Source organism: Stenotrophomonas sp. STEN054, assembly GCF_056854535.1.
In genome coordinates, this window is sequence record NZ_JBXFWG010000016.1 from 60283 (window position 1) to 83053 (window position 22771).

The window sequence follows — 22771 nt, forward strand, 5'->3', positions numbered from 1 at the left end:
GTCATCGCTATGCGGCCTGCGTAAGGGCCTTGTTGAACTGGACGACAGCGCGCGCCTCAGCCGCGCTAAAGCTGGCCAGCATCCACTCGTACACCGGCCGCCAGAACCGGCTGTATGCCGAACAGTCAGCACCGATTGCCGCTGCACGCCTGCGCCCGCTGAACGGGTCGTAGCCGCTTCCGGCGCAGCGCGGGCACTTCACGACGCCAGAAACATCCGGATCCGTAACGACCTTCTTCCCACCACAGCCAGGGCACTCGCAGCGGCCGGCCATTTCATCCATCACCGCCGCGGCCAGCACGCCGAGCTGCTCCATGGTGTTGTTGGGCCACGCTGCAGCGCGCGCGTCATCCAGGGCCTGCTCCGTGCGCCGCAGCTCCCGGCGCTGCTTATCGGTGGTCTGGCCGCCGGTCCAGCCAATGCAGGCCTTGGCAATGCCGAAGCTCGTCCTGGCGTCTGCAAGGGCATGCATCTGGCGGGTGAACTCAGGCGCCACCAGCCCGATCACCTCCTGCCGCAGCTGCTCACGGCGGCGTGCCCCGCTCTCGGGCCACCACAGCGCCTCCATCAGCTCACGGCCCAGCCCGTGGTGGACATATGCCAGGGCGGCCAAGATCGCCTCCGTGGACGGCCCCCCAGCGCTGCCGTCATAACTCATTGCCTTCGGGCCCGTCCCGCTGGACAGCAGCTCGCGCGCGTCTTTCATCCCTTTCCCCTTAATCGATCTCGTCGGTTGATTTCGCGGCGCAGCGCGCGTGATCGGCGCAGCGCCTGCTCGGCCTCCCCGCGCTGGTCCGGTGCCGTCCACGCCCGGTTCCATCGCATTTCGGCTATCTCCTGCTGCAGGCTGCTCAGCAGCCCCAGCGCCTTGTCGTCATAGCGGGTCAGGTCCATTCACCCAGCATTGCTCGCGCCCGTCGCAACGGCCGCGACCACCCCCTACTGCGCAGTGCCAAACCGGGCGATCAGAGCCGCATCAGCCAGCGCCTGCCCCTCCGCTTTCTTCCCCAGTGCATCCCATGCCGGCCACAGCTGCACAGCGCGCGACCTGGCCGCATCCTTGTCCGCGCCGATCAGGCCGGCCCGCTTCTTCCATGCCTGCGGCGTGACCAGCGTGGTCGGGATCATCAGCGCCGCCACCACGCCCTCCACCACCCCTGCGGCATGGCCGAAGCCGAACGACGAAGCCACGCCCTGCCCTGGCATGCTGTGGACCTGCTCGATGTAGGCATGTTGCACGTCGTGGTGCCCGAGGAAACGGGCCAACGCGGCAGAGTCGAGTCGGCTCGACTTGCCCAGCCGCACCAACGGGGCACGCATCCACTCCACCGGCACCAGGTCGCGGTCTCCGGCCAGCAGCACGATGGCGCCGCTGCAGCCTGGGTCGATTCCAATCACTCGCCTCATGCTGCCTGCTCCCAGCTGGCCTTCAGGCGCTGCACCTGCCCGCCCCGCGCCTCAAACTGCTCCACCGTCTCGGCCGGCCGCTGCCCGCTCTTCTCCTTGCCCCACGGTTTGGCCGGGGCCAGGTCGGCGCGCAGATCCACCCGCGCACGGTTGATCGTCATCTTGTCCGGCGCGCGTGGGGAGGTGCCGACGCGCTTCGATGCGCGGTAGGCCGCCTGCTTCTTGGCCTTGTCTGCCCTGCACTGCTCCCGCTGCTCGTCGGTGACCACGAACTTACGGGGCATGCCTTTGCCCGTGGCACTGAACTCCGCCTTCTTTCCCCTCCCTTCCTTGACCAAGTAGCCGGCCAGAACCAGATCGCGGGCGGCGCTGCTGATCCGCTCGCGGTGCCGCACGGTGCTCGCGTTGGCCCTCTCGTACATTTCGCACAGCTGCAGCCGCGCCTGCGGCGCAGCCTCGAACAGCGCGCGGACCTGGCCCGCGTAGCTCGTGCTTCGATCGATCATGCTGCTTTCCTCAGCTCGTTGATGTAGGTCTGCTGGTCAATCAGCTCGTCGTCCGAGCCGTAGGTCTCGTGGAAGGTCCGCGAGCCATCCATAAGGCTCGGGCCGTAGATCTGGCGCATCGTCGCGAAGGTCTTCCCCTCCATCGGAATGCGGCGGTGGTGCCACACGCAGAGCGCAAAGCCGAAGAAGTGACCGCGACGGCTGTTTCCGCTCTTGGTGTGGTTGTAGTCGCAGCCGTAGACCACCAGCACCGGCTCCAGCAGGCCCTGCAGCTGAAGCGCCAGGCAGGCCATGCACGGGCCGGTTTTCGCCAGCTCCATTCGGGCCCTTTCGTCCTTCGTAGGAGGCGGCCCAAGCGAAAGCGACCCCCACATCAGCGCAGCTCCGGAACAGGGCCGGCATAGCGGGTGATCGGGATCTGGCGCATGCCGTCCCGCCACACGGTCATGCCACGGGTCGCGTACAACACCAGCGGCTTGATCCCGTAGCCATAGGCGAGATACCAGCCGGCCTCGGCCACCGGCTCCGATGCCGGCCGCACTTCCAGTTCGACGTGGTGCTGCCTCATGCCGCGGCGTCCTGGGCGGAACCGAACAGCTCGGCAATCTCCGCCAGCCGCTTCCGGGTGCGCTCGTTCGCTTCCGGGCTGGCCTCTACTCGGCCGGCCAGCAGGGCCAGCGGGTTGAACGCGGGCGTGGGCGCCGGCAGTGCCAGGTGCTCGGCCACCTGCTGGTGCGCAAGGCGACCGGCGTCGACCGCCAGCTGCAGCGCTGCAGCCCGGGCGCTGGCGTCGTGGCCCAGCGACGGCTGGTAGACAGCGCACCCACCCACAGCGCGCGCACCCTTCACCAACCGGGCGTACACCTCCAGGAACGCCTGCCGGGCTGCAATCTTGTCGCCCTCCTCGACCAGCGGCAGCGCCGCCGTCCATGCGTCCCGGGTCTGCTCGGTCCACACCAGGGTCACTGCCTCGTCAGTGGCGCGGATGGCCACGGCCCACGCTTCGTTCGGCGCCGGATGGCCGTCGTCGATGCGCTCCATGATCGCGGCCAGGCTCAGCCGTCCCTTCACCTCGCGGCGGCACGCGGTCAGCGCCTCGGCCAGTACGCGCAGCGGGTAGGTAGCCAGGTCGGTGACCATGTAGGCCGCTGCGGTCGGGCGGATCTGCTCGCCCATCACCTCGGCCGTGGCCACCAGCATTTCGACCAGCATGTCCTGTTCGGCATCACTGAGCATCGGCGTTCCCCTTCATGCGGCGCAGCAGCGCCTTCGCGTCGTCGGCGGCGGAGGCGTTGGCCTGGGTCTGGTCCTGCTGGTTGGCGCTGGTGGCGGTCATCTGGCGGCCGGTAGCCCACTGCGTGCGGTACGCCTCGGCCCCGGCCAACAGCACGCCCAGGTCGTGCATCCGCTTCACGGCGTAGTTCTCGTTGACGCTCAGGAACCAGCCGGCCACCAGCGGCGCCTCTTCGCGGCCCAACCGTTTCACCAGATCCCGAACGTTGGTGTTGACCTTGGCGTTGCGCACGGGGTCCACACCGTGGCGGATGCGGTAGGCAGCCCGGTAGGCGGACCACGTCGCCTTGCAGGCCAGCTGCATCTGCTCTTCCTGCTCCGCCTTCGTCAACGGCGCGGCCGACAGGCCCGCCGGAGATGACGGTTCTTCTGACGGTTCATTGGTGGTTATATGACGGTTAGGCGGCACGGGGCGCACCTCCAGACCTGCGCCCGGTGCATCCCCTCCTGCAGCGGGCGCATCCCCACCTGCAGCGGGCGCACCCCCTGCATGGGGCGCAGCACCTGCGCCCGGTGCAGTACCCGATTTACAAGCCTTACGAGTGCCCTTCGACGGCGCTGCGGCCTTGTCGAAGTTGGCCGGAGTGACGTTGTAGACCGTGCTGCTGTTGAACCGGCGGTCGCGGGTCAGCAGGCCCACCACCTCCAGATGGTCCATGGCGGTGCGCACAGCGCGCGGCGACATGCAGCAGCGCGCGGCGATGGTGCCCACTGCCGGCCAGCACACACCGTCGTCGTTCGCCTGGTCGGCCAGAGAGATCAGCACCGCCTTCTGCGTGACGCTCAGGCCCTGCAGCGGCCAGCACTGCGACATGATGATGGTCGACATGTCAGAGCCCCAGCGACAGGTTTTCGCCCGGTGCCACCGGGAACCACGTGCAGGCGCTCTTGCCCGTCGTGGCGCACGGCGCTGCAGGGCCGCGCCAGATCTTCCCCTGGCGGGCCAGCTCCGGCAGGCGACGGCCGAGCATGTGGCGGTCAAGGCCAGTCAGTGCGGCCAGATGCAGGCTGCTCTGCCCGGGGTGCCGGTGCACTGCTGCTGCAGCGCGCGTCTGCTGGTCCAGAAGCTTGCCGGACGCGATCAGTTCCTCGGCAGCTGCGTGGCTGCTCTTGAGATCGGTGAAGCGGGCCAGCTCGTTCATCGGGCCACCCTCCCCTTCGCTGCAGCGCGAGCGACGTTGCGCTCCAGGCGATTGGCCATCGTCCGCAGTGCGCGGATCTCGGCAATCATCTGCTCGGCCTCGGCGTTCGTGATGGTCGAGTCGGCGATGGCCTCCACGGCCGTGCCGGACAGCTTCCCCACCCGGCTGGTGATCTCCAGCAGCTTCATCTGGATGGCGCCGATCTCGTCGGACCAGCCACCCTCCGGCGCCGGCGACACCACGTCGGCGGCCATGCCGAAGCGCGCCACCAGCGACTGGAGCCAGCCCAGCGCGCGCTCACCGCCACCGGCCTGTTCCTGCATCCACTCGGTCAGCAGTTCGGCGATCTGGAGCGTCACCGACTCACCCTCCAGACCGCGCAGCTTCGCGCGCAGCGTCTCGGGGTGCATCGACTTGCCCCGACGCTGGGCCAGGTACGCGGCAGCAGCTTCCACACCACCCGGCGTCTCGCGCACGGAGTTGTAGAGGTTGTCGAGCCAGTTGAGCGAGGAGGTACGGCAGGTCATCGGGTCACCTTGGGAGGGACGGTGTTTCAGGGTTTCGGGCTGGGCCCGGGCGGCGCACGATGGGCGCCATGGACAGAGACAACTCAGGGACGACGGCCAGGGATGGCCTTTCAGGCGGTGTCGACAGGGCCAATGCGGTCGGCATCGGGGTCGTCGTTGCGCGGTGCGGCCGGCGCCTGCTGATCGGTGTGCCCAAGCAGCTTCATCACCTGCGGCAGCGCCGGGACCATGTCGTCGTCGGCCCAGCCTTTGACCTGCTCCACCGGCAGACCCAACACCTTGGCGAGGTGCGCATCACTACTCAGGCCGAGCCGGGCGCGCAGCGCGCGCTTGCTCATGCGGCTGTCGACCAGCGCGCCGACTGGATTGCTTGTGGCCACCGGCTCGCTGATCGAGCTTGGGTGTCCCCCAAACACGTCCGGACGGAGCTGATGGCGAGAGATGCCCGTTGCAGCCTCAATCGCAAGCACGTGGCGCGAGGGAACGGGGCGGCTGCCGCTGACCCACTGATTGACTGCTTGCGGAGATACGCCCAACAGGCGAGCGATACCGGCTTGGCCGGCTCCCGACTTCTCGATGGCGGTGGCGATAGCGTTCATTGCGGCAGCTTAAGCGTTGCTTTAGTTTTTAGTCAAGCAATGCTTTCTTACATTTGGCGCTAGCGGAATGGACAATCAAGCGATGCTTGACAATTCCGCCATGGCGGCCGCCATCCGTTCGGCCATTGAACAGTCCTCTCTCACGCAGAAGGGGATTGCGGATGCATTTGGCGTTACAGAGCAGGCCGTATCCGGCTGGCTCCGGACCGGCAAGGTTGATAAGCGGAAAATTCCTAAGCTCGCCCGGCTCACTGGCAAGCCGCTATCTCACTTCGGTATGGGCGAGGCTGTGGAAGTAGTCGCGGCTACTGCGACCAACCAAAGCTATGTTCGCGTCCAACAGCTGGACGGAGACGCGGACATGGGGGATGGGCGTATCAATGATGATTTTCCGGACATTGTCCGAGCGATGGATTTCGCGCCCACCTACATCAGGTCCATAGTCGGATTTGTACCAGCACCTGGTCGACTGGTGCTGGTGACGGGTCGAGGCGACTCGATGATTCCGGTCATCAATCCTGGCGAGTCCCTGATGGTGGACACCGGCGTAACGTCGTTCGACGGCGACGGTATCTACCTGCTCAACACGGGCAATGGCCAGCAGGTTAAAGCGCTCCAAGATAGGGGTGATGCTGTGTACGTGGTGAGCGCCAACTCAGCACTGTACCCAGCGTTTCCCATGCCCCGAAACACGGTGATTGGCGGCAAGGTCTATCTCCGTAACCGGATCGATCGTTTCAACTAATGGATTAGATGCCTCAGGGGGGCAGCGTGGCACTGATTTCTTGTGTGGAGTGTGGTCGCCAAGTGAGCGACCAAGCGGAAGCCTGCCCGAACTGTGGTCATCCGGTTCGCCCAAGGGTGCTTCAACCAATCGTCCTGCCACAACCTGCTCAAGCCGCACCGCCTGAACCGCCGAAGAAGAAGTCTTCTGGCTGCGCGATTCTCGTGGTGCTCCTGATCGTGTTCATCGTGGTGGCTTCGTGCCTGCCGAGTTCTGACACGGCCACTCCCCCATCGACAACTACGGCAAGCGTGCCTGGTGAAACGGAAGAACAGCAGCGAGCGAGGCTTCTTACGGAAGCAAATGACAGCGCGCGCTCAATCGAAGCTCGGCACGACTCTGCCCGGCTTCTTGCATCGCGCTATCCCACGACTGACGAGGGTAAGAACGGAGCAAAGCTTGCCGGAGAACTGCAGGAGCAAATCCGGAAGGCAAATCTTGGAAAGCAGTGGAACTACTGGAAAGACACTGACTCAATGACCAGCAAGTCGGTGCTTGGCGCCGCGGTTCTAAGTAGCAACACCCAATCGTTCTCCAGCCCTTACGAGGGCGCCCAACACGCCAAACTCACCGTCCGCCGCCATCCTCGGCATGGGACAGACGTCATCTTGAGCATCGAACGCGGCCAGTTGATGTGTCAAAGCTACCGCGAGTGCCAGGTATTGGTGAGGTTCGGCGAAAGCGAGCCACGTCGATACTCTGCTTTGGGTCCTGAGGACAACTCCTCAGTGTCGCTGTTCATCCTCAACGTAAGCGACTTCCAAAAGCGGATGCAGGGCGTAGACACGGTTCGCATCCAGGCCAACGTGTACCGTCAGGGGGCCCCTACATGGGAATTCGATGTCAGCGGATTCGACCCCGACCGCCTTAAGCGATAGGCCGCGCAATGCCTCAGTTTTCTAGCCCTGCTCTTGCGGGGCTTTTTTTTAACCATCACTAAAGCATCGCTTGACTTAAAGCTAAAGCAATGCTTAACCTATCTCCAGTCGCCCAACGCAGCCCCATCCCGGGGCCGGGCGCAGGAGATCACACATGGCCAGCGTGCTTCTTGGACCGAACAAAGTGGCGCCGAGCGCCATCGAAATGCCCGACGCGGGCGTTGTCGCCCTCAAGATGGGATTCGCCAACCTCTACCTGGACTCGGCCGAGGCCGACCAGCTCGCGCTGGAGTTGCAGCGCGCGGCGCAGGCGCTGCGCATCAGCCGCAGCACCGCCCAGCAGTACACCGACGCCCTGAGCGGCAAGGACGCGGCATGAGCGCCCGGGTCTTCGCTCGCGTCCACCCCGCCGGCCGCGCTATGCCTGTCACCGCCGACGAACACAACGTCGTTGTAGACCTGGGCGACAGCGCATGGCTGCTCACCACCGCCGACGCACGCCAGCTCGCTATCGATCTGTTCCGCGCCTCCAGCCCGGCAGCCGGCGCGCCCATGGTCGCCGACCGCGCCGAAAAGCATCTGCAGGTGCAGGCATGAGCGCCGTCGCCATTCTGGTAGGCCCGCAGCAGCGCGGCCGCGCCGTCGCCGACGCCGTCCGCATTGCCGCCCTGCGCATCGGTCACCGCCCCGACTTCGCCAACACCGTCGCCGACCTGGCACTGCTCGACTTCCTGAGCGGTGGCAGCGCCGCGGCTGCTATCAGCCGCATGAAGCAGTCGCTACGCCGCAAGCCGCAGCGCGCGTGGAGCCACGCCTAATGCACCACCTGGCCCTGCCCTTCTACTGCGCCGTGATCGTCGGCGCCCTGATGGCGCTGCTCGCGCGCGCCATCTACACCGGCGCCGCCTCCTTCGTCTTGATTGCTCTGGTCGGCATCGCCTACTTCGGCTGGCACGGCTGGCAGGACGCACGCCGCTGCTGGCCTGCCTTCCGCGCCGAAATGCAGCGCCGCACCGACGAGCGCCGCCGCCGGGCCATGCCCGCAGACGACACGCACTGAGCAACCGCCCGCCCGGGCAGCCGGGCTCCGCCGCCGGCCGGACTTCCACACGCCGGCATCCAATCTACGGAGATAGCTGTGCAGCACGAAGGCGACAACGCAATGGAGCAGCGCAAGCGTCAAGGATGCTCATTTCGCTCTGTTGAGAAAGTACTGGGCAAGCTCTGGGGGGACTCCTTCCGTCACGGTCCCCTGCATGGATTCGTGGGTCTCGTAATACGGCGCGAGGTCATTGATCAGGCGCTCCAGAGAGCCAAGCAAATCCAGGCCAGCCTTCGACCGATTCTCGGCCATCTTCCAGCGCCGTTCTTCCGTCAGTTCAAGAATCGCATTCGCATTCATGCCAGGGCCTCGGTTGAAGCTCCGCCACACCGAAAGCAGAGTCAAGATCGCAAAAGCCTGCTGGTCCTCAAACCCTTCCAACTGGTCGGCGAACCTGGCGATCAATACCAAGTCGGGCAAAGGCGAGTCGGCAACGAACCTCTCCAGAATGGGCTTGCTGGGCTGAGCCATCACCGGTGCCCCGATGTTCGCCAAGAACATCATCAGGTCGCGCCTGGCGAATACAAGTTCGCGACTAAAGGCGTGGGCCAACCGCATGGCCCTATTTCTGTGGGCTTTCTGGAGTTCAGCCTTGGCCGCTTCCTGCAGCTCCAATGCGGTCGTTCGCTCGGTCTCAGCGGCGTGCCTCGCAACATCGATCTGCCCTTTAGAAACGTAGAGCGCGACTATCACGGCAAGGCTTGTAGCAACTGCAGACCCCCATGCGGCTACGTCCGCAGATCGGGTCTGCGGCGTCCAAAAGAAGCCCGCTGTAATCAAACAGCCGAGGGTCAAACCGTACAGCCCTACCGCGACCGGACTGTTCCAAAACCTGGTTCTCTGGATCGACGGTTCCATCTGAAGGTCCATGTTGGGCGAGTCGGCATTCTGCCACGGCGCCAAGGTCCGGCCGCTAATGCGTAACCAGCTCGACATCTTCAAGGACGACCCGGTCCGCATGGCCAAGGCCAACCGCGCTGCCGCCGACCAAGCGCTGCGCGACATGCAGTTCACCGAAAGCGAGCGCCAAGAGCGCGCCGCCTACTACACCCGCGAGGCAGAGCGCTGGGAATTCAGCGCCGCCCTCGGCGGCCAGCAGATCAACGGCGCAAAGGAGCCGCGAGCATGAGCGACAACACGAACAAGCATGGCGACCACAGTGCGCCGACCACGCCCCCCGACCGGCGGTCGCATCGACGCGCCGAAGCGCTGAACGAGGCAGTGCATGTGGCCCTGAGCGTTCACGCGCCAGCACTCAGCCAGCGGAAGCGCGATGCGGTCAGCTCGCACGTAAGGCAACAGATGATCGACAGCCACACGTCGTGCAATGAGCCGCATAGCGAGCCCAATCGGCTCACGGATCCCGCGCAGAGCTTCCAGGATGACGTGGTCAACTGGATGGGCGAGTGCTTCCCGGCGTCGCTCTCCAGCAACATGACCGAGCGCGGCGACCGCCTCCTGGAAGAAGTGCTGGAGCTGCTGCAGGCCCACGGCTACGACAGCGCGCGCGTGCCCACCCTGGTCAACTACGTGTTCGGCCGCCCGGTCGGCGAGCCGGCGCAGGAAGTCGGCGGCGTCATGGTCACCCTGGCCGCCTACTGCAGCGTGGCCGGCCTGAGCATGCAGGCCGATGGCCAGGCCGAACTGGACCGCATCAACCAGCCGGAGGAGATGGCGCGGATCAGGGCGAAGCAGGAAGCCAAGAACGCTCTGCACTTCGCCTCGCCGCTGCCGGGCCATGCGGGCCGAACCGCGCATGCAGTGGACCTGGGACCGGTGCGCGAGCTGCTGGGCACCTGGAAGAAATCCGAATACCCGCTTTCCTACGAGGGGCAGTGCGCGCAGCGAGCACTCAGTGCCTGCATCGCGGATCTGCAGGCCCTGCTAGACAGCCAGGCGGTGGGCAATGGCTGACTCGACCTCACGCCTTTTCTCTGAAATCACGGGCCCGGCGTGCCCTGGAATCGCTGGAATCCAGAGTTTTTGCAATAGCGCGCGCCGCGTCAATACCGGCCTCCATCGCCAAGCTCCGTGTAGCAAATTCAGAGCCTGCGTGGACCAACTCGAGATACTCCGACTCGCCGGGAGCATGCACATAGCCCACGGCGTTCCACAGGCCTGGAGCCCCGAGGTTTTGGCCAACTACAGCGTTGAGGCTGAAAACCCCTTCTTTGTCGTTCATGCACATGCCTCGCTCAAACGGTGCCCCGACAGTACTCCCCCCCAATCGGCCGCGCCAGCGTTTCTTGCGCGCTTCCCGCAGTGCGGCCACGTCGAAATTCTTCCGGAGACACTGGTTTATGGCTGACGGCTCCTGCTCCTTCAACTTCCCCGCGCCGCAGCGCTCCCGCCTGCGCCTGGGCGAAATCGTGGTCGACCTGTTCGCCGGCGGCGGCGGCGCCAGCGAAGGCCTCAAGCAGGCCCTCGGCATCGATCCCGCCTTGGCCTACAACCACGACGAGCTGGCCATCGGCATGCACGCCGCGAACCACCCGCTCACCCAGCACCACCGCGAGGATATCTGGCACGCCGACCCGCGCGTGGACGTGGCCGGTCGCCCCATAGGCTGGTTCCATGCCTCCCCGGACTGCACCCATTTCAGCCAGGCCAAGGGCGGCCAGCCGCGCAGCCGGAAGACCCGTGCCCTGTCGTGGGTGGTGTTGAAGTGGGTCGGCCAGCTGCTGCGTGCTGATCGCCTGCACGGCACCAACACGGCACCGCGCATCATCTCCATGGAGAACGTCTGGCAGATCCTCACCTGGGGTCCGCTCGTGGCCAAGCGCTGCAAGGCGACCGGCCGCGTCATCAAGATGGACGGCGCGGTTGCAGCGCGCGGCGAGTGCGTGCCGGTCGAGAACCAGCAGCTGGTGCCGGACAAGCGCCACAGCGGCCGCACCTGGCAGCAGTTCGTCGCCGCGTTGCGTGCGCTGGGCTATGTGGTCGAGTGGCGCAAGCTGGTGGCCAGCGACTACGGCGCCGGCACCAGCCGCGAACGGCTGTTCCTGCTCGCGCGCCGCGACGGCGAGGCCATCGTTTGGCCGGAGGCCAGCCACGGCCCAGCGCCGGGCCAAACGCCGCGCGTCACCGCCGCCGACTGCCTGGACTTCTCCATCCCCTGCCCGTCCATCTTCACCCGTGCCCGGCCGCTGGCCGATGCCACCATGCGCCGCATCGCGAAGGGCGTGATTCGACACGTCATCAACTCGGCCGATCCCTTCATCGTGCCGGTGACGCACCAGGGCGGCGACCGTGTCCACGACGTGCGTGATCCTATGCGCACCATCACCGCCGCCAACCGCGGCGAGCTGATGCTGGCCGCGCCGGAGCTGGCACCGTTCCTCACCGAGCATGCCAATGCCAGCCGCCAGCGAACGATGGCGGCCGACGAGCCGCTGCCCACGGTCTGCGCCGGGGTGAAGGGTGGCCACTTCTCCGTGGTAACGCCGATCCTCGCGGGCGTCGGCGGCCGGGCCGGTCAGTCCGAGCCGCGCTCAGGCGGCGAACCGCTCTATACCATGACCACGAAGGCCGACACCGCGCTGGTCGCTCCGACGCTGGTGCAGACCGGCTACGGCGAGCGTGAGGGCCAGGCTCCGCGCGCGCTCGACCTGGAGCAGCCGCTGGGGACGGTGGTTGCCGGCGGCGTGAAGCATGCAGTTGCCGCCGCTTCGCTGGTCACGCTGCGCAACAACATGGTTGGCGCCGAGCCCACCGAGCCGCTGACCACCATCGCCGCGCAGGGCGGGCATCACGCATTGGCCACCGCCTTCATCGAGCAGGCGAACGGCGGGTTCTACCAAGGCGCAGGCAACGACGCACGCGATCCGGTCAGCACCATCACCGCCAGCGGCAGCCAACAGCGTCTGGTCGCCGCACACCTGACCGCAATGGCACAGAACGTCGTCGGCAATGACCTGCGTGAGCCACTTCCGACCATTCTGGCCGGTGCCACCCGCTTCGCCGAGGTCGAATGCACCCTCAGCCCTGAGCAGGAGGCCGGTGCCCTGCGCGTGGCCGCTTTCCTGGTGAAGTACTACGGCAGCGGCATCGCGGTCGATCTGCACGATCCGGTGGATACCATTACTACCAAGGACCGCCTGGCACTGGTCACCGTCCACATCCAGGGCGTGCCGCACGTCATCGTGGATATCGGCCTGCGCATGCTCAAGCCGCATGAGCTTTATCGCGCTCAGGGGTTCCCGGCCAACTACATCATCGATCGCACCGCCAACGGCACGCCGCTCAGCACCAGCGCCGCCGTGCGCATGGTTGGCAACAGCGTCAGCCCGCCGCCGCTGCGCGCCTTGGCCGAGGCCAATCTGGGCCGGGTTTCGGCTGACATGGCGGTGGCCGCATGACCGCTGCAACCTACCCCACCACCCCGGCGGCCACCGCTGACGCCTGCCAGGCATCCTCGCCCGTCGCCGCGGTCGTCGCCAACATGCGCCGCCTGGGCGCCGCCGGCGCGCCGATCTCGGCCGACCAGGTCCGCGAGTGGAGCGACACCCTGCTGCAGGAGCTGTATACCCAGCCGCCCGTCCGCTGGGAGTACCGGCACCAAGGCGACTCGCGCCCCGGCTGCTGGATGACCGCTACCCCCGAGCACGTCTACCACGCTCGCGTTCGCCGCTGGGTCGTCCGGGCCCTGTGGGAAACCCCGCGCGTCATCCAGCCCGAGCGCGACCACGCGTTCAAGGCCGGCGTGTGCACCAGGTGCGGCGATCCCGAGGACTGGGCCGGCCCCGACTGCAAGCCGATGGTCAAACCTGTGGACCCGCGCACCCGCCTCCCCATCGACCCCCGCTGGTTGGTCGAGCCCCTGAAGTGGTTGCGCGATGCCGGGCCCCACCCGATTGGCCGATACGACAGAGAGCGCCGCGCCAGGGAAGCCGCCTTCCTGCTGGAGAAGATCGAAGCCCACATCTTGGAGTGCCAGAAGCCATGACGCAGAAACACATCAGCCACCCCGAAGGCCTGCCGAACTGCGCCGCCGGCCACCGCGCGCGCCACATCCACGACTTGCGCGGCCCCGCCGCCGGCGGCGGCCATCTGGTCGAGTGCGCATGCAGGGCAACCAGCAAAAGCCAGGATCCCGAGAAGGCGCTGGCCGAATGGCGCCGCATCAACCGCCCGACCCGCAGCGCGCGTCCGGCGCCCGCACCGGAAGTCGCCGACAACGTGGTCCAGTTCAACCTCACCCTGGCCGAACCGGCCGCGAGGCGCACCCGCGCAAGGGCCAGCGCCCAAGGAGGCCGGCCGTGATCGGAGACGTTCTACAGTTCCGCGATCTGCAGGAGCTGTGCCGGCCCGGCAAGCGCCCGCGGCTCGCCACCGTCGAGCGCTGGGCCAAGCAGCGCAAGATCCGCGTGCAGTACGACGGCCAGGGCGGCGTCTGGACCACCACGGCCGCGCTCAATGAGGCCCTGGGCCTCACCAGCCCGACCACCTCGGCTTTCGAGAACGAGAGCTACCCCGCTTCGCTGATCTGAAAGGACGCACCACAGCACCATGGCTAGACCACGCAAGGCCGCACCCAACCTGCCCTCGCACATCGACCACAGCCAGCTGCCGGTCGGGATCTACTGGGACCCCACCGGCCGCGGCCGGTGGTACGTACGCACGCCCCATGAAGAAGGCTATGGCTATCGCAGGAAGACCGTGGCTGGGCCTACCGCGCGTATGTCCGACCTGCACGCGATCATGGAATCGCGTCACGGTGAGGCGCAGCGGGGCACCGTGGCGTTCGTGATCGACCGACACGCGGAGAGCCTGGCGTTTGCGCAGCTCAAGCCATCGACGCAGGAGGGCTACAAGGACTATGCCCGCGCTATCAAGGCGTACCCGCTCAAGAACGGCACCACCCTGGGCGATGCCACGGTGGACAGGCTGACGCCGGGGTTCATTCGGCGCCTGATCGACGTCATCGCTCAGGGGCGGCCGGGCCTCAAAGCCGGTGATCCCGCCATCCCTGGCTACCCCACGAAGGCAAACCACTGGCTGCGCTATCTGCGCCGGGTCTTCGGCTGGGCCCGGGAGCATGACCATGTCACCACGAACCCAGCCACCGGCATCAAGCAGGTCAAAGAGAAGGGCGACCACCGCATGCCGGCCGGGGACGTGTTCCGCCGCGTGCAGGACTATGCCAAGAATTGCAGCGCGCGCGGAGCGCGGGCGAAGGGCGCGGTGCCTGCGTACCTGTGGGCGGCGATGGAACTGGCCTATCAGGCGCGCCTGCGCGGCATCGAGGTGCTGACGCTGACCGATGCGCACGTGGACGGCGAGGTGCTACGCACGAACCGCCGCAAGGGCAGCCGCGACAACCTGGTGCGCAAGGGCGCCGAAACCGAGGAAGCAATCGCCATGCTGCGGGCGCGGCGGGCGGCGATCTGGGAAAAGAAGGGGGGAGTGATTCCGATCCGGGCCGATGGCCGCTATCTGTTCGTCAGCGAGGACGGCGAGCGGTTGACCGAGGATGGTTGGCAGACTGCCTGGGGGCGCATGATGCGCAACGCGGTGAAGGACGGGATCCTGAGCCAGGACGAACGGTTCGGCCTACACAGCCTGAAACATCGAGGGGTGACTGACACCAAGGGGGATAAGAAGCAGGCAAGCGGCCACAAGACAGACGCGATGATGCACGTCTACGATCACTCTCTTCCCCTCGTGCCAGAGTCAGGGGAGTAGAAACTTGGAACCGACCTCTTTCTAAGGCAGGATGATGATCATCACTTGGCCTCACGCCCATGGCAGACATTGACGAGTATCACCCTTCGCTGAGCCGTCTCCTCAAGCATCTGCCTGAGGGCTTGGACCTAACGCTCGTAACCCTTAAGGGCCACCTTCTGATAGAAGAACAGCTTGACGACTATATTGATTCGCGGCTTGTAAACCCGAAGGCGCTTAGAGAAGCCAGGCTGCAGTTCGACACCAAGGTTAAGCTTGCTGCTGCGCTGACCGACGATCTCGTTCCAGAGCATCTCTGGATTGCTCTCACAAGATTGAACAAGGTACGCAATTCGCTCGCCCATAGGATCGAGGATTCCCGTATGGACGACTTGATGCGCGATTTCGTGGACTCTACTGAGGCACTTGGCTGGGTCCCCGACGGCCCGCGTGTAATCGAGCACGGATTTCCCCAAGCAATCGCTTTTCATTGCGGATTGCTGTCACACATGGCCAGTGAGAAGGGGCCGGGAAAGTAGTTGTTGACGCAAAAAAAAGGGACTGTCAAAGACAGTCCCTTCTTCAGATCGATCAACCACTTCTTATCGGCGCTGGAGCAAATAGCCGATGGAGGTCTTGTACTGAGCCTCAAAGAGAATTGGTACAAATCTTTCCGGCATCTTCAGCAATTCAGCGATCGCTGCGTCGGCAATCTTGCGTTCCGATCGCAGACGCTGGAACTCAACTCGACGCTCTTCCGAACAGCACAGAGCCAAGCTCATCCACATGCATTCGTACTCAGACTGGATCTGTCCGCTGCGGGTACCGGTGGGCTCAAGCGGCTCGCACATCCCAACCACGAGCGATTCAAACTCGTCCGCGTTGTTCGTGAAGTGGTGCGGGTTGTCGAAGAGGTGCATCAACTCCTTCAACTGAACAAAGCGAGCCCAACAATAGTTCAGATTAGAATTAACAATCACCGCCGCAGCGCCTGGAGGCGCCCCGGTGTACAACGTATCTTCGTTCTCAGGTGCCATGTAGGCACCAAGCAGCACATCCGCATTCAGAGAGGTCGAAACCACCTGGACCGGACGATTCGGAATAATTTCACGCAACTTCCGACGGATGTCGGCAAGCTCAATTCGCTCACCCAATCCCTGGCGATATTCGTACAACTCCTTGAAGGACATACTTAGTCATCCACTCCTGCGACGACCGTGAAGTCACCCCGGCTAAGTTGCTCCAGCATGGTTACCACTTCCGCAGCAACAGTCTCTGCCGAAGCATCACGCGCGTGGCCCGGGAACATCTTGAAGTTGGACACGCGCAGGCCTTCGCTGCCGAAGAGCATCTCCTGCGCACGATTCATGTTACTGGCCATACGACTCTCCATTTGCGTTCATCTTACGGTGGGGAAAAACAGGGACTCCGCTACCGACTTTGGCGGCTAGCGAGCCGCGCATTATAGCCGATAAATTTTATCCCAACAAGGTTGACAACAACATTTGTCAACCCTTGGATTGCACTCTCGCACGTCATGAGTAGAACTACAAGAGGCGGAAGACCTTGCGGCGCAACGGATTAAGAGGGGTTCAGGCCCGTCGAAAAGTGACAACTTTTGTCACCCCAAACTGAAATTTCGTTCACAAATATGACCAACCCGCCCGCAGGCGGCTCGACCAGCTGGGAACTATTGACTGTAGCGACGAATTAGGGCCTACCCAAAGCGAAAACTTGCGAATCTGTGAGTCACGTCACAAGACTGAAAGCACCGGACACCTGCGAATTCCGGAGGCAATTCCGGAGACCGCCTGCATAACTCAAGATATTTAGGCTTAAGCCATTGATTTCAATGGCGCGCCCGACAGGAATCGAACCTGTAACCGCCGGCTTAGAAGGCCGGTGCTCTATCCAGTTGAGCTACGGGCGCCCGAACCGGAACGGCGTCCAATCCGACGTAGTGGGATTGGTCGGGGTAGAGGGATTCGAACCCCCGACATCCTGCTCCCAAAGCAGGCGCGCTACCAGACTGCGCTATACCCCGGTGCTGCAATCCCCTCGGGCAAGACCCGAGGAGCTGGTCATTGTGAACAAGCGCAACGCAGCCTGTCAACGCAGCGGGCCCGCCGGCCTGGCCCTGCCACACCACCGTACGCCACCATCGGCTATGCTCGCTGTAATCGGCCGGATGGCCCTGACCCCTCTTTCGCACGGAGATTTCGCATGCGCAGCGGCAACCCGGCTCTTTCCGAGTCGACTTTCCTCGACCTGGCGAGCGGCTCGGTGGTGACCCACCCCGACCAGGCGATGACCCTCAACGGCACCGTCAACAAGACCGGCATCCTGTTGCTGCTGACCGTGCTGACCGCCGCCTTCGCCTGGAACCAGTCGATCAACGACTATGGCCAGGTGATGGCCAGCGCCAAGCTGTACGCCATGGGCGGCGCGATCGGCGGTCTGGTGCTGGCGCTGATCACCATCTTCAAGAAGGAATGGTCGCCGGTCACTGCGCCGATGTACGCGCTGGTGGAAGGTCTGTTCCTCGGCGCTATATCGGCCGTGTTCAACATGAAATTCCCGGGCATCGTGTTCCAGGCGGTGCTGCTGACCTTCGGCACCCTGTTCGCCCTGCTGTTCGCCTACCGCAGCGGCCTGATCAAGGCCACCGAGAACTTCAAGCTGGGCGTGGTCGCCGCCACCGGCGGCATCGCCCTGCTCTACCTGGCCTCGTTCGTGCTGGGCTTCTTCAACATCAACGTGCCGGTGATTCATGACGCCAGCTGGCTGGGCATCGCCTTCAGCCTGTTCGTGGTGGTGGTGGCCGCGCTGAACCTGGTGCTGGATTTCGACTTCATCGAAACCGGCGTGGCCCAGCGCGCGCCGAAATACATGGAGTGGTATGGCGCATTTGGCCTGATGGTGACCCTGGTCTGGCTGTATGTAGAATTCCTGCGCCTGCTGTCGAAGATCCAGCAGCGCTGAGCCCGATCAGGCCTTAAACGACAAGCCGGGACCCGCTTGGGTCGCGGGTTTTTCTTAACCAGGCGGGGGGGTCGCGCCGCCCCCATGCGCGGGGGCTCCCGGCATAAACCCCGCCGAGCTGGGGCTCGGCTCTACAGAAACTGTCGACCACGCTCGACGCTACGGAACCCCCACCCCATGCCCGACACCTTCCACAGCTACCGCCCCGCCGACGGCCACCGCCTGCCGCACGACCCGTTCAACGCCATCATCGGCCCGCGCCCGATCGGCTGGATCTCCAGCTGCGCCGCCGACGGCGCCCTGAACCTGGCGCCGTACAGCTTCTTCAACGCCTTCAACTACACCCCGCCGATCATCGGCTTCTCCAGCCAGGGGCGGAAAGACTCGCTGCACAACATCGAGGCTACCGGCGAATTCGTCTGGAACCTGGCCACGTTCGATCTGGCCGAGGCGATGAACGAAAGCTGCCGCGCTGTCGCGCCGGAGGTCGATGAGTTCAGCCTGGCCGGGCTGGCGCCGCTGGCGTCCACCCAGGTGCGCCCGCCGCGCGTGGCGCAGAGCCCGGTCAGCATGGAATGCCGCTGCACTCAGATCGTGCGCCTGCGCGATGCCGCCGGCCAGGACACCAACGGCTGGCTGGTGCTGGGCGAGGTGGTGGCGGTGCATATCGATGCGCGGCTGCTGGTCGATGGCATCTACGACACCGCTGCAGCCGACCCGATCCTGCGCGGTGGCGGCCCGGCTGATTACTTCCGGGTCAGCGCCGAACAGCGCTTCCGCATGTTCCGCCCGGCCTGAGCCTCAACGCGACAGCAGCACCGGCAGCGCCGAGCACAGCAGGGCGATGCCGGAGGCGGTCAGCAGGCCCAGTACGATCTGCCGGAAGCGCGCGTCGCTGATGCCGATGTACAGGCGCGCGCCCAGCAGGGTTGGCACCAGCATGGCCGGGGCCACGATGGCGAAGTACGGCAGCATCTGCCGGGTGATCATGCCGTTGCCGACATAGGTGGTCATGGTCACCGCCAGCATGGCTAGGTTGAAGTTCTGGATGACCGCACGCTGCTCGTCCTTGGCGAAGCCGCGCAGCGTGCTCCACAGCGTCGGCACCGGCCCGGCGAAGCCGCCTATGCCACTGAGCACGCCGCCGGCCATGCCGGCCACGGCGTCGCCGATGCGGCCACCCACGGTGATCGGCGGCAGCCTGCGCACCATCAGCATCACCGGGCACCACACCGCCAGGAACCCGCCCAGCAGCGCCTTGAACCAGGCCATGTCCAGCTGCGGCAGCACCAGCACGCCAAGCGGAATGCCGGCCAGCCCACCCAGCACGAACGGCAGCAGCAGGCGCAGGTTGAAGCCGCGGCGCACGGTGAACACCGCCAGCAGCTGGCCGGTCAGCGCGCCGAACACCGACAGCGCGGCGGCCAGCCGCGGATCCAGCCCCCAGGCCCAGAAGGACATCGCCACCATGCCGAAGGCGAACCCGGAAAGGCCCTGTACGAAGCCGGCGACGATCGCACCGATCGCCACCAGCAGATAGACCGGATCCATCACGCTCCTCGTTGCAGTGGCGTGGCTAGCCCGCCCCGCCCGTCCACCCAGCGTAGTGCGTGGCCAGGTGATCGACCAGCGCGCGCACTTTCGGCGCCAGGGCACGCACATGCGGATACAGCGCGAAGTAACGGCGCTGGCCGGCATTCCAGGCCGGCAGCACGCGGATCAGGCGACCGCTGCGCAGGTCCTCCTGCACGGTCAACGCAGTAAACAGACTGATGCCCATGCCCGCCATCACCGCCGCATGCAGCGCTGGCGTGGCATCCACGCGCAGGCGCTGGCCGGCCTCGATGCTGGCGGTGGCGCCGCGCGGCCCCTGCAGCTGCCACGGCGCACCGGCCCCGGTCGGGCTGAAGCCCAGCAGCGTGTGCTGCTGCAGGTCGGTGGCCTGCCGCGGCAGGCCGTGCCGGGCCAGGTACGCGGGGGCGGCCACGAGAATACGCGGGCAGCTGGCCAGCTCACGCGCCACCAGCTGGCTGTCCGGCAGGGACGGCGCGATGCGCAGGGCCAGATCGAAGCCGCCACCGACGACATCGACCAGCTGGTCGTCGGCCGACAGGTCCAGCGAGACCTGCGGGTAGCGGGCGAGGAATTCCGGCAGCCAGTGCGGCAGCTCCTGGCTGGCCACGACCTGCGGCACGCTGATGCGCAGGCGCCCGCTGGGCTCGGCCTGGCCGGCGCGTGCGCGGTCATCGGCAGCCTCCAGGCGATCCAGCAGGGCCACGGCCTCGCGGTAATAGTCGCGCCCGGCCTCGGTCAGCGACAGGCGCCGGCTGTTGCGGTCGAGCAGGCGCACCTGCAGGTGTTCTTCCAGTTGCCGCAGCTGCCGCGACATCGCCGAATGGGTGGTGCCCAGGCGCTCGGCGGCGGCGGTGAAACTGCCCGCTTCGACGATGGCGCGCAGCGCGCGCAGGGCGGCGAAGTGATCCATCGAAGGCAGCTCCCGGAAGCGGAGCCCGCGATCTGCGGGCCCCGCCAGCTTATCAAGCGTCGTCGCCGGCCTTGCGCACCGGCAGCGCCAGCATCGCCTCGGTGCTGATCACTTCACCGAAGGCATCCTCGATCTGTGCCAGCGAGGCTTCGTGCAGCGCGCGGTGACCGATGCGCTGGCCGCCGGCCAGGTCCAGGTCGCGGCTGGCGGTGGCATCACCGGCCACGATCACGCGGTAGCCGCGCGGTGCGGCGGCTGCATCGCGGGCAGCACCAACCACGCAGGCATGGGTCTGCAGGCCGGTAACCAGCAGGGTGTCGATGCCAGCGTCCTTCAACACCGTGTCCAGCACCGCGGCCGAAGCACCGGCGAACACGCTGACGTTGTCCTTCTGCACCACCGTCTCGCCCTGGCGCGGCTGCAGGTCGCGATGGAAGGCGGCATTGACGCTGCCCTGTGCGAACAGCGGCGCACCCGCCGGCAGCACGTGCTGGACGTGGATCACGCGGATGCCGTTGGCATCGGCGAACTGCACCACGCGCTTGGCCTGGCGCAGCGCGGCCACGCCATCGGGAATGACCATGCGGCCACCGGCGAAGCCCCGCGCAGCGCTGGCGTCGAAGTATTCGTTCTGGAAATCGATGACCAGCACGGCGGTCTTCGCGGCGTCCAGCGCGGTGACCGACGGTGCACCGGCCATGTGGCGGATGGTGGGATGGGCCGGCTCGGTAGCGGCGATCGGCGCGGCGGCGGCCATGCCGATCAGGCTGGCCAGGCCGAAGGCGGAAAGGTTCATGGGGCGACTCCTGCGTGGTGGGAAGTTGGCACAGGATGCGGAGCGGATGGCGCACGAACCAGCGGCTTTCTGGCACATGATCTGTGCGGTTTTCGCACAGGCGGCTGTTGTAGAGCCACCCCATGGGTGGATGCGGACGGGACGAATCCGTCATCCACGCATGGCGTGGATCTACCAGTAGAAACGCAACGGGGCGCCCAAAAGCGCCCCGCTGTGGATCAACCGAGGTTGGTCGGCCGCTTACAGGCGGCTGGCGATGGCCTGGGCGAAGCTCATGGTGGTACCGGTGCCGCCGAGGTCGCCGGTCAGCGAGTCCTTGGCTTCCATGGTGGCCACGATGGCCTTGCGCAGGCGCTCGGCGTTTTCCGGCTGGCCAACGTGGTCCAGCATCTGTGCAGCTGCGAGCAGCAGCGCGCACGGGTTGGCCTTGCCCTGGCCGGCAATGTCCGGCGCGGTGCCGTGCACGGCTTCGAAGATCGCCGCGTCCTTGCCGATGTTGGCACCCGGGGCCAGGCCCAGGCCGCCGACGAGGCCGGCGCACAGGTCGGAGATGATGTCGCCGAACAGGTTGGTGGTCACGATCACGTCGAACTGTTCCGGACGCATCACCAGCTGCATGCAGCAGTTGTCGACGATCATTTCCTGGAACTCGATGTCCGGGTACTGCGCGGCCACTTCACGGGCGACGTTCAGGAACAGGCCCGAGGTCGACTTGATGATGTTGGCCTTGTGCACGGCGGTGACCTTCTTGCGGCCGACGCTGCGGGCCAGCTCGAAGGCGTAGCGCACGATGCGCTCGGAGCCCTTGCGGGTGATGCGGGTGCCGGAGAAGGCGGTCTCGCCATCAGCCGAGACTTCCTGGCCTTCGGCCAGGTAAGCACCTTCGGTGTTCTCACGAACGGTGATCAGGTCGACGTTGTTGAACCGCGACTTGGTGTTCGGGAAGGTGTGGGCCGGACGCACGTTGGCGTACAGGTCGAAGTGGCGGCGCAGGCTGACGTTGATCGAGGTGAAGCCACCACCGACCGGGGTGGTCAGCGGGCTCTTCAGCGCGACCTTGTTGCGCGCGATCGATTCCAGGGTCACCGCCGGCATCAGGTCGCCGTGCTTTTCCAGGGCCACCAGGCCGGCGTCCGCATCTTCGTACTCCAGGCCAGCGTTGAGCTGGTCGAGGACGAACAGGGTGGCGTCCATGATTTCCGGGCCGATGCCGTCGCCGCGGATGACCGTAATTTTCTGCGTCATTGATCGATGTTCCGAACAGGGGGAAGTACGCCGTCCGGACGTGCCCGGAAACGCCGGCGCTGAGGAAGTTTCACCCGCAATTATGCCTGAGCCGGGGCCGAGGTCCCAAATAGACGATGGTCCCACTCCCCGGCTCAGGCAGAATTGCCCGCGCATTTCTCCTTATCCCCGCGCCTGTCGGCGCGTCCCCTTGAACAACAAGGGGGCTCCTGGGCTGGGAGATAGCGGTAAAGGCCCCTGCGCGCGTCCGGTAGCGGGGGGGGGGGCGGCCGGCGCGGGGGGGGGGGTGGGGAGGGCGGGCGCGGGCGCGCGGGGCGGGGCGGGCGCGGGGCAGGCGGGGGGGCGGGGGGGGGCGCGCGCGG

35 protein-coding genes and 2 tRNA genes are annotated in these 22771 nt (G+C 65.8%); 16 read left to right on the plus strand and 21 right to left on the minus strand.

Annotation, left to right across the window (positions count from 1 at the left end):
* Positions 1 to 7: 7 nt before the first annotated feature.
* From AC1VXD_RS08685 to AC1VXD_RS08735, 11 genes are all read right to left on the minus strand, one after another.
* Positions 8 to 706 (minus strand): hypothetical protein, encoded by a 699-nt coding sequence (locus tag AC1VXD_RS08685; RefSeq protein WP_482991718.1) that lies wholly within the window; start codon positions 704 to 706, stop codon positions 8 to 10.
* Positions 703 to 894, minus strand: a complete 192-nt coding sequence (locus AC1VXD_RS08690) for a hypothetical protein (protein WP_313141816.1) — start codon at positions 892 to 894, stop codon at positions 703 to 705. The genes AC1VXD_RS08685 and AC1VXD_RS08690 overlap by 4 nt, the downstream gene beginning before the upstream one ends.
* 45 nt (positions 895 to 939) lie before the next feature.
* A complete protein-coding gene (locus AC1VXD_RS08695; protein ID WP_482991719.1) occupies positions 940 to 1398 on the minus strand; it encodes a hypothetical protein in 459 nt (152 codons plus the stop codon).
* A gap of 5 nt (positions 1399 to 1403) precedes the next feature.
* Positions 1404 to 1913 (minus strand): hypothetical protein, encoded by a 510-nt coding sequence (locus AC1VXD_RS08700; protein ID WP_482991720.1) that lies wholly within the window; start codon positions 1911 to 1913, stop codon positions 1404 to 1406.
* Complete coding sequence (locus AC1VXD_RS08705; protein ID WP_482991721.1) at positions 1910 to 2287, minus strand: Ref family recombination enhancement nuclease; 378 nt, start codon at positions 2285 to 2287, stop codon at positions 1910 to 1912. Before AC1VXD_RS08705 ends, AC1VXD_RS08700 begins: the two co-directional genes overlap by 4 nt.
* Positions 2287 to 2481, minus strand: a complete 195-nt coding sequence (locus AC1VXD_RS08710; protein WP_482991722.1) for a hypothetical protein — start codon at positions 2479 to 2481, stop codon at positions 2287 to 2289. Before AC1VXD_RS08710 ends, AC1VXD_RS08705 begins: the two co-directional genes overlap by 1 nt.
* Entirely contained in the window at positions 2478 to 3149 is a 672-nt protein-coding gene (locus AC1VXD_RS08715) for a hypothetical protein (protein WP_482991723.1), read from the minus strand. Before AC1VXD_RS08715 ends, AC1VXD_RS08710 begins: the two co-directional genes overlap by 4 nt.
* On the minus strand, positions 3139 to 4035 hold the full coding sequence (locus AC1VXD_RS08720) for a helix-turn-helix domain-containing protein (protein WP_482991724.1): 897 nt from the start codon (positions 4033 to 4035) through the stop codon (positions 3139 to 3141). The genes AC1VXD_RS08715 and AC1VXD_RS08720 overlap by 11 nt, the downstream gene beginning before the upstream one ends.
* 1 nt (position 4036) lies before the next feature.
* A complete protein-coding gene (locus AC1VXD_RS08725) occupies positions 4037 to 4348 on the minus strand; it encodes a winged helix-turn-helix domain-containing protein (protein ID WP_482991725.1) in 312 nt (103 codons plus the stop codon).
* Complete coding sequence (locus AC1VXD_RS08730; protein ID WP_482991726.1) at positions 4345 to 4875, minus strand: phage regulatory CII family protein; 531 nt, start codon at positions 4873 to 4875, stop codon at positions 4345 to 4347. Before AC1VXD_RS08730 ends, AC1VXD_RS08725 begins: the two co-directional genes overlap by 4 nt.
* A 110-nt stretch (positions 4876 to 4985) precedes the next feature.
* Positions 4986 to 5474: a YdaS family helix-turn-helix protein gene (locus AC1VXD_RS08735; protein ID WP_482991727.1), complete on the minus strand. Its 489-nt coding sequence runs from the start codon at positions 5472 to 5474 to the stop codon at positions 4986 to 4988.
* Between the two features lie 82 nt (positions 5475 to 5556).
* Between AC1VXD_RS08735 and AC1VXD_RS08740 the strand changes: the two genes are divergently transcribed.
* From AC1VXD_RS08740 to AC1VXD_RS08765, 6 genes are all read left to right on the plus strand, one after another.
* Complete coding sequence (locus AC1VXD_RS08740) at positions 5557 to 6219, plus strand: LexA family transcriptional regulator (protein WP_482991728.1); 663 nt, start codon at positions 5557 to 5559, stop codon at positions 6217 to 6219.
* A gap of 62 nt (positions 6220 to 6281) precedes the next feature.
* On the plus strand, positions 6282 to 7136 hold the full coding sequence (locus tag AC1VXD_RS08745) for a hypothetical protein (RefSeq protein WP_482991729.1): 855 nt from the start codon (positions 6282 to 6284) through the stop codon (positions 7134 to 7136).
* 154 nt (positions 7137 to 7290) lie between these two features.
* On the plus strand, positions 7291 to 7515 hold the full coding sequence (locus AC1VXD_RS08750) for a hypothetical protein (protein WP_482991730.1): 225 nt from the start codon (positions 7291 to 7293) through the stop codon (positions 7513 to 7515).
* Positions 7512 to 7733: a hypothetical protein gene (locus AC1VXD_RS08755; RefSeq protein ID WP_482991731.1), complete on the plus strand. Its 222-nt coding sequence runs from the start codon at positions 7512 to 7514 to the stop codon at positions 7731 to 7733. The genes AC1VXD_RS08750 and AC1VXD_RS08755 overlap by 4 nt, the downstream gene beginning before the upstream one ends.
* Positions 7730 to 7954, plus strand: a complete 225-nt coding sequence (locus tag AC1VXD_RS08760; protein ID WP_482991732.1) for a hypothetical protein — start codon at positions 7730 to 7732, stop codon at positions 7952 to 7954. Before AC1VXD_RS08755 ends, AC1VXD_RS08760 begins: the two co-directional genes overlap by 4 nt.
* Positions 7954 to 8196, plus strand: a complete 243-nt coding sequence (locus tag AC1VXD_RS08765; protein ID WP_482991733.1) for a hypothetical protein — start codon at positions 7954 to 7956, stop codon at positions 8194 to 8196. The genes AC1VXD_RS08760 and AC1VXD_RS08765 overlap by 1 nt, the downstream gene beginning before the upstream one ends.
* A 129-nt stretch (positions 8197 to 8325) precedes the next feature.
* On the opposite strand, the gene AC1VXD_RS08770 is transcribed toward AC1VXD_RS08765, so the two are convergent.
* The gene (locus AC1VXD_RS08770) at positions 8326 to 9096 is read right to left on the minus strand and encodes a hypothetical protein (protein WP_482991734.1); all 771 of its coding nucleotides are present in this window, start codon (positions 9094 to 9096) and stop codon (positions 8326 to 8328) included.
* A gap of 58 nt (positions 9097 to 9154) precedes the next feature.
* Between AC1VXD_RS08770 and AC1VXD_RS08775 the strand changes: the two genes are divergently transcribed.
* Entirely contained in the window at positions 9155 to 9367 is a 213-nt protein-coding gene (locus tag AC1VXD_RS08775) for a hypothetical protein (protein WP_116863378.1), read from the plus strand.
* On the plus strand, positions 9364 to 10152 hold the full coding sequence (locus tag AC1VXD_RS08780) for a hypothetical protein (protein WP_482991735.1): 789 nt from the start codon (positions 9364 to 9366) through the stop codon (positions 10150 to 10152). Before AC1VXD_RS08775 ends, AC1VXD_RS08780 begins: the two co-directional genes overlap by 4 nt.
* Positions 10153 to 10159: 7 nt before the next feature.
* On the opposite strand, the gene AC1VXD_RS08785 is transcribed toward AC1VXD_RS08780, so the two are convergent.
* Positions 10160 to 10420: a hypothetical protein gene (locus AC1VXD_RS08785; protein WP_482991736.1), complete on the minus strand. Its 261-nt coding sequence runs from the start codon at positions 10418 to 10420 to the stop codon at positions 10160 to 10162.
* A 118-nt stretch (positions 10421 to 10538) separates the two neighbouring features.
* Between AC1VXD_RS08785 and AC1VXD_RS08790 the strand changes: the two genes are divergently transcribed.
* Genes AC1VXD_RS08790 through AC1VXD_RS08815 form a run of 6 tightly spaced genes read left to right on the plus strand, consistent with a single transcriptional unit; the run spans position 10539 to position 15440 of the window.
* Positions 10539 to 12596, plus strand: a complete 2058-nt coding sequence (locus tag AC1VXD_RS08790) for a DNA cytosine methyltransferase (RefSeq protein WP_482991737.1) — start codon at positions 10539 to 10541, stop codon at positions 12594 to 12596.
* Positions 12593 to 13183, plus strand: a complete 591-nt coding sequence (locus AC1VXD_RS08795; protein ID WP_482991738.1) for a hypothetical protein — start codon at positions 12593 to 12595, stop codon at positions 13181 to 13183. The genes AC1VXD_RS08790 and AC1VXD_RS08795 overlap by 4 nt, the downstream gene beginning before the upstream one ends.
* Complete coding sequence (locus AC1VXD_RS08800) at positions 13180 to 13500, plus strand: hypothetical protein (RefSeq protein WP_482991739.1); 321 nt, start codon at positions 13180 to 13182, stop codon at positions 13498 to 13500. Before AC1VXD_RS08795 ends, AC1VXD_RS08800 begins: the two co-directional genes overlap by 4 nt.
* The gene (locus tag AC1VXD_RS08805) at positions 13497 to 13727 is read left to right on the plus strand and encodes a hypothetical protein (protein WP_108767899.1); all 231 of its coding nucleotides are present in this window, start codon (positions 13497 to 13499) and stop codon (positions 13725 to 13727) included. The genes AC1VXD_RS08800 and AC1VXD_RS08805 overlap by 4 nt, the downstream gene beginning before the upstream one ends.
* A 19-nt stretch (positions 13728 to 13746) precedes the next feature.
* Complete coding sequence (locus AC1VXD_RS08810) at positions 13747 to 14922, plus strand: site-specific integrase (RefSeq protein ID WP_482991740.1); 1176 nt, start codon at positions 13747 to 13749, stop codon at positions 14920 to 14922.
* Positions 14923 to 14981: 59 nt separating this feature from the next.
* Positions 14982 to 15440 (plus strand): hypothetical protein, encoded by a 459-nt coding sequence (locus AC1VXD_RS08815; RefSeq protein WP_482991741.1) that lies wholly within the window; start codon positions 14982 to 14984, stop codon positions 15438 to 15440.
* 63 nt (positions 15441 to 15503) lie between these two features.
* On the opposite strand, the gene AC1VXD_RS08820 is transcribed toward AC1VXD_RS08815, so the two are convergent.
* From AC1VXD_RS08820 to AC1VXD_RS08835, 4 genes are all read right to left on the minus strand, one after another.
* The gene (locus tag AC1VXD_RS08820; RefSeq protein ID WP_482991742.1) at positions 15504 to 16091 is read right to left on the minus strand and encodes a hypothetical protein; all 588 of its coding nucleotides are present in this window, start codon (positions 16089 to 16091) and stop codon (positions 15504 to 15506) included.
* 2 nt (positions 16092 to 16093) lie between these two features.
* A complete protein-coding gene (locus AC1VXD_RS08825) occupies positions 16094 to 16282 on the minus strand; it encodes a hypothetical protein (protein ID WP_482991743.1) in 189 nt (62 codons plus the stop codon).
* 472 nt (positions 16283 to 16754) lie between these two features.
* Positions 16755 to 16831, minus strand: a tRNA-Arg gene (locus tag AC1VXD_RS08830).
* A gap of 37 nt (positions 16832 to 16868) precedes the next feature.
* Positions 16869 to 16945, minus strand: a tRNA-Pro gene (locus tag AC1VXD_RS08835).
* A 179-nt stretch (positions 16946 to 17124) separates the two neighbouring features.
* Here AC1VXD_RS08835 and AC1VXD_RS08840 point away from each other — a divergent pair.
* Positions 17125 to 17883: a Bax inhibitor-1/YccA family protein gene (locus AC1VXD_RS08840; protein ID WP_164073046.1), complete on the plus strand. Its 759-nt coding sequence runs from the start codon at positions 17125 to 17127 to the stop codon at positions 17881 to 17883.
* A gap of 177 nt (positions 17884 to 18060) precedes the next feature.
* A complete protein-coding gene (locus tag AC1VXD_RS08845; protein WP_482991744.1) occupies positions 18061 to 18681 on the plus strand; it encodes a flavin reductase family protein in 621 nt (206 codons plus the stop codon).
* Between the two features lie 3 nt (positions 18682 to 18684).
* On the opposite strand, the gene AC1VXD_RS08850 is transcribed toward AC1VXD_RS08845, so the two are convergent.
* From AC1VXD_RS08850 to AC1VXD_RS08865, 4 genes are all read right to left on the minus strand, one after another.
* Positions 18685 to 19434 carry a sulfite exporter TauE/SafE family protein gene (locus AC1VXD_RS08850; protein WP_482991745.1) on the minus strand — a complete coding sequence of 250 codons (750 nt, stop codon included), beginning with the start codon at positions 19432 to 19434 and terminating at the stop codon, positions 18685 to 18687.
* 25 nt (positions 19435 to 19459) lie between these two features.
* Positions 19460 to 20368, minus strand: a complete 909-nt coding sequence (locus AC1VXD_RS08855; RefSeq protein ID WP_482991746.1) for a LysR family transcriptional regulator — start codon at positions 20366 to 20368, stop codon at positions 19460 to 19462.
* A gap of 52 nt (positions 20369 to 20420) precedes the next feature.
* Positions 20421 to 21164: a cysteine hydrolase family protein gene (locus tag AC1VXD_RS08860; RefSeq protein WP_482991747.1), complete on the minus strand. Its 744-nt coding sequence runs from the start codon at positions 21162 to 21164 to the stop codon at positions 20421 to 20423.
* A gap of 240 nt (positions 21165 to 21404) precedes the next feature.
* The gene (locus tag AC1VXD_RS08865; protein ID WP_108767891.1) at positions 21405 to 22409 is read right to left on the minus strand and encodes an isocitrate dehydrogenase; all 1005 of its coding nucleotides are present in this window, start codon (positions 22407 to 22409) and stop codon (positions 21405 to 21407) included.
* Positions 22410 to 22771: the final 362 nt, after the last annotated feature.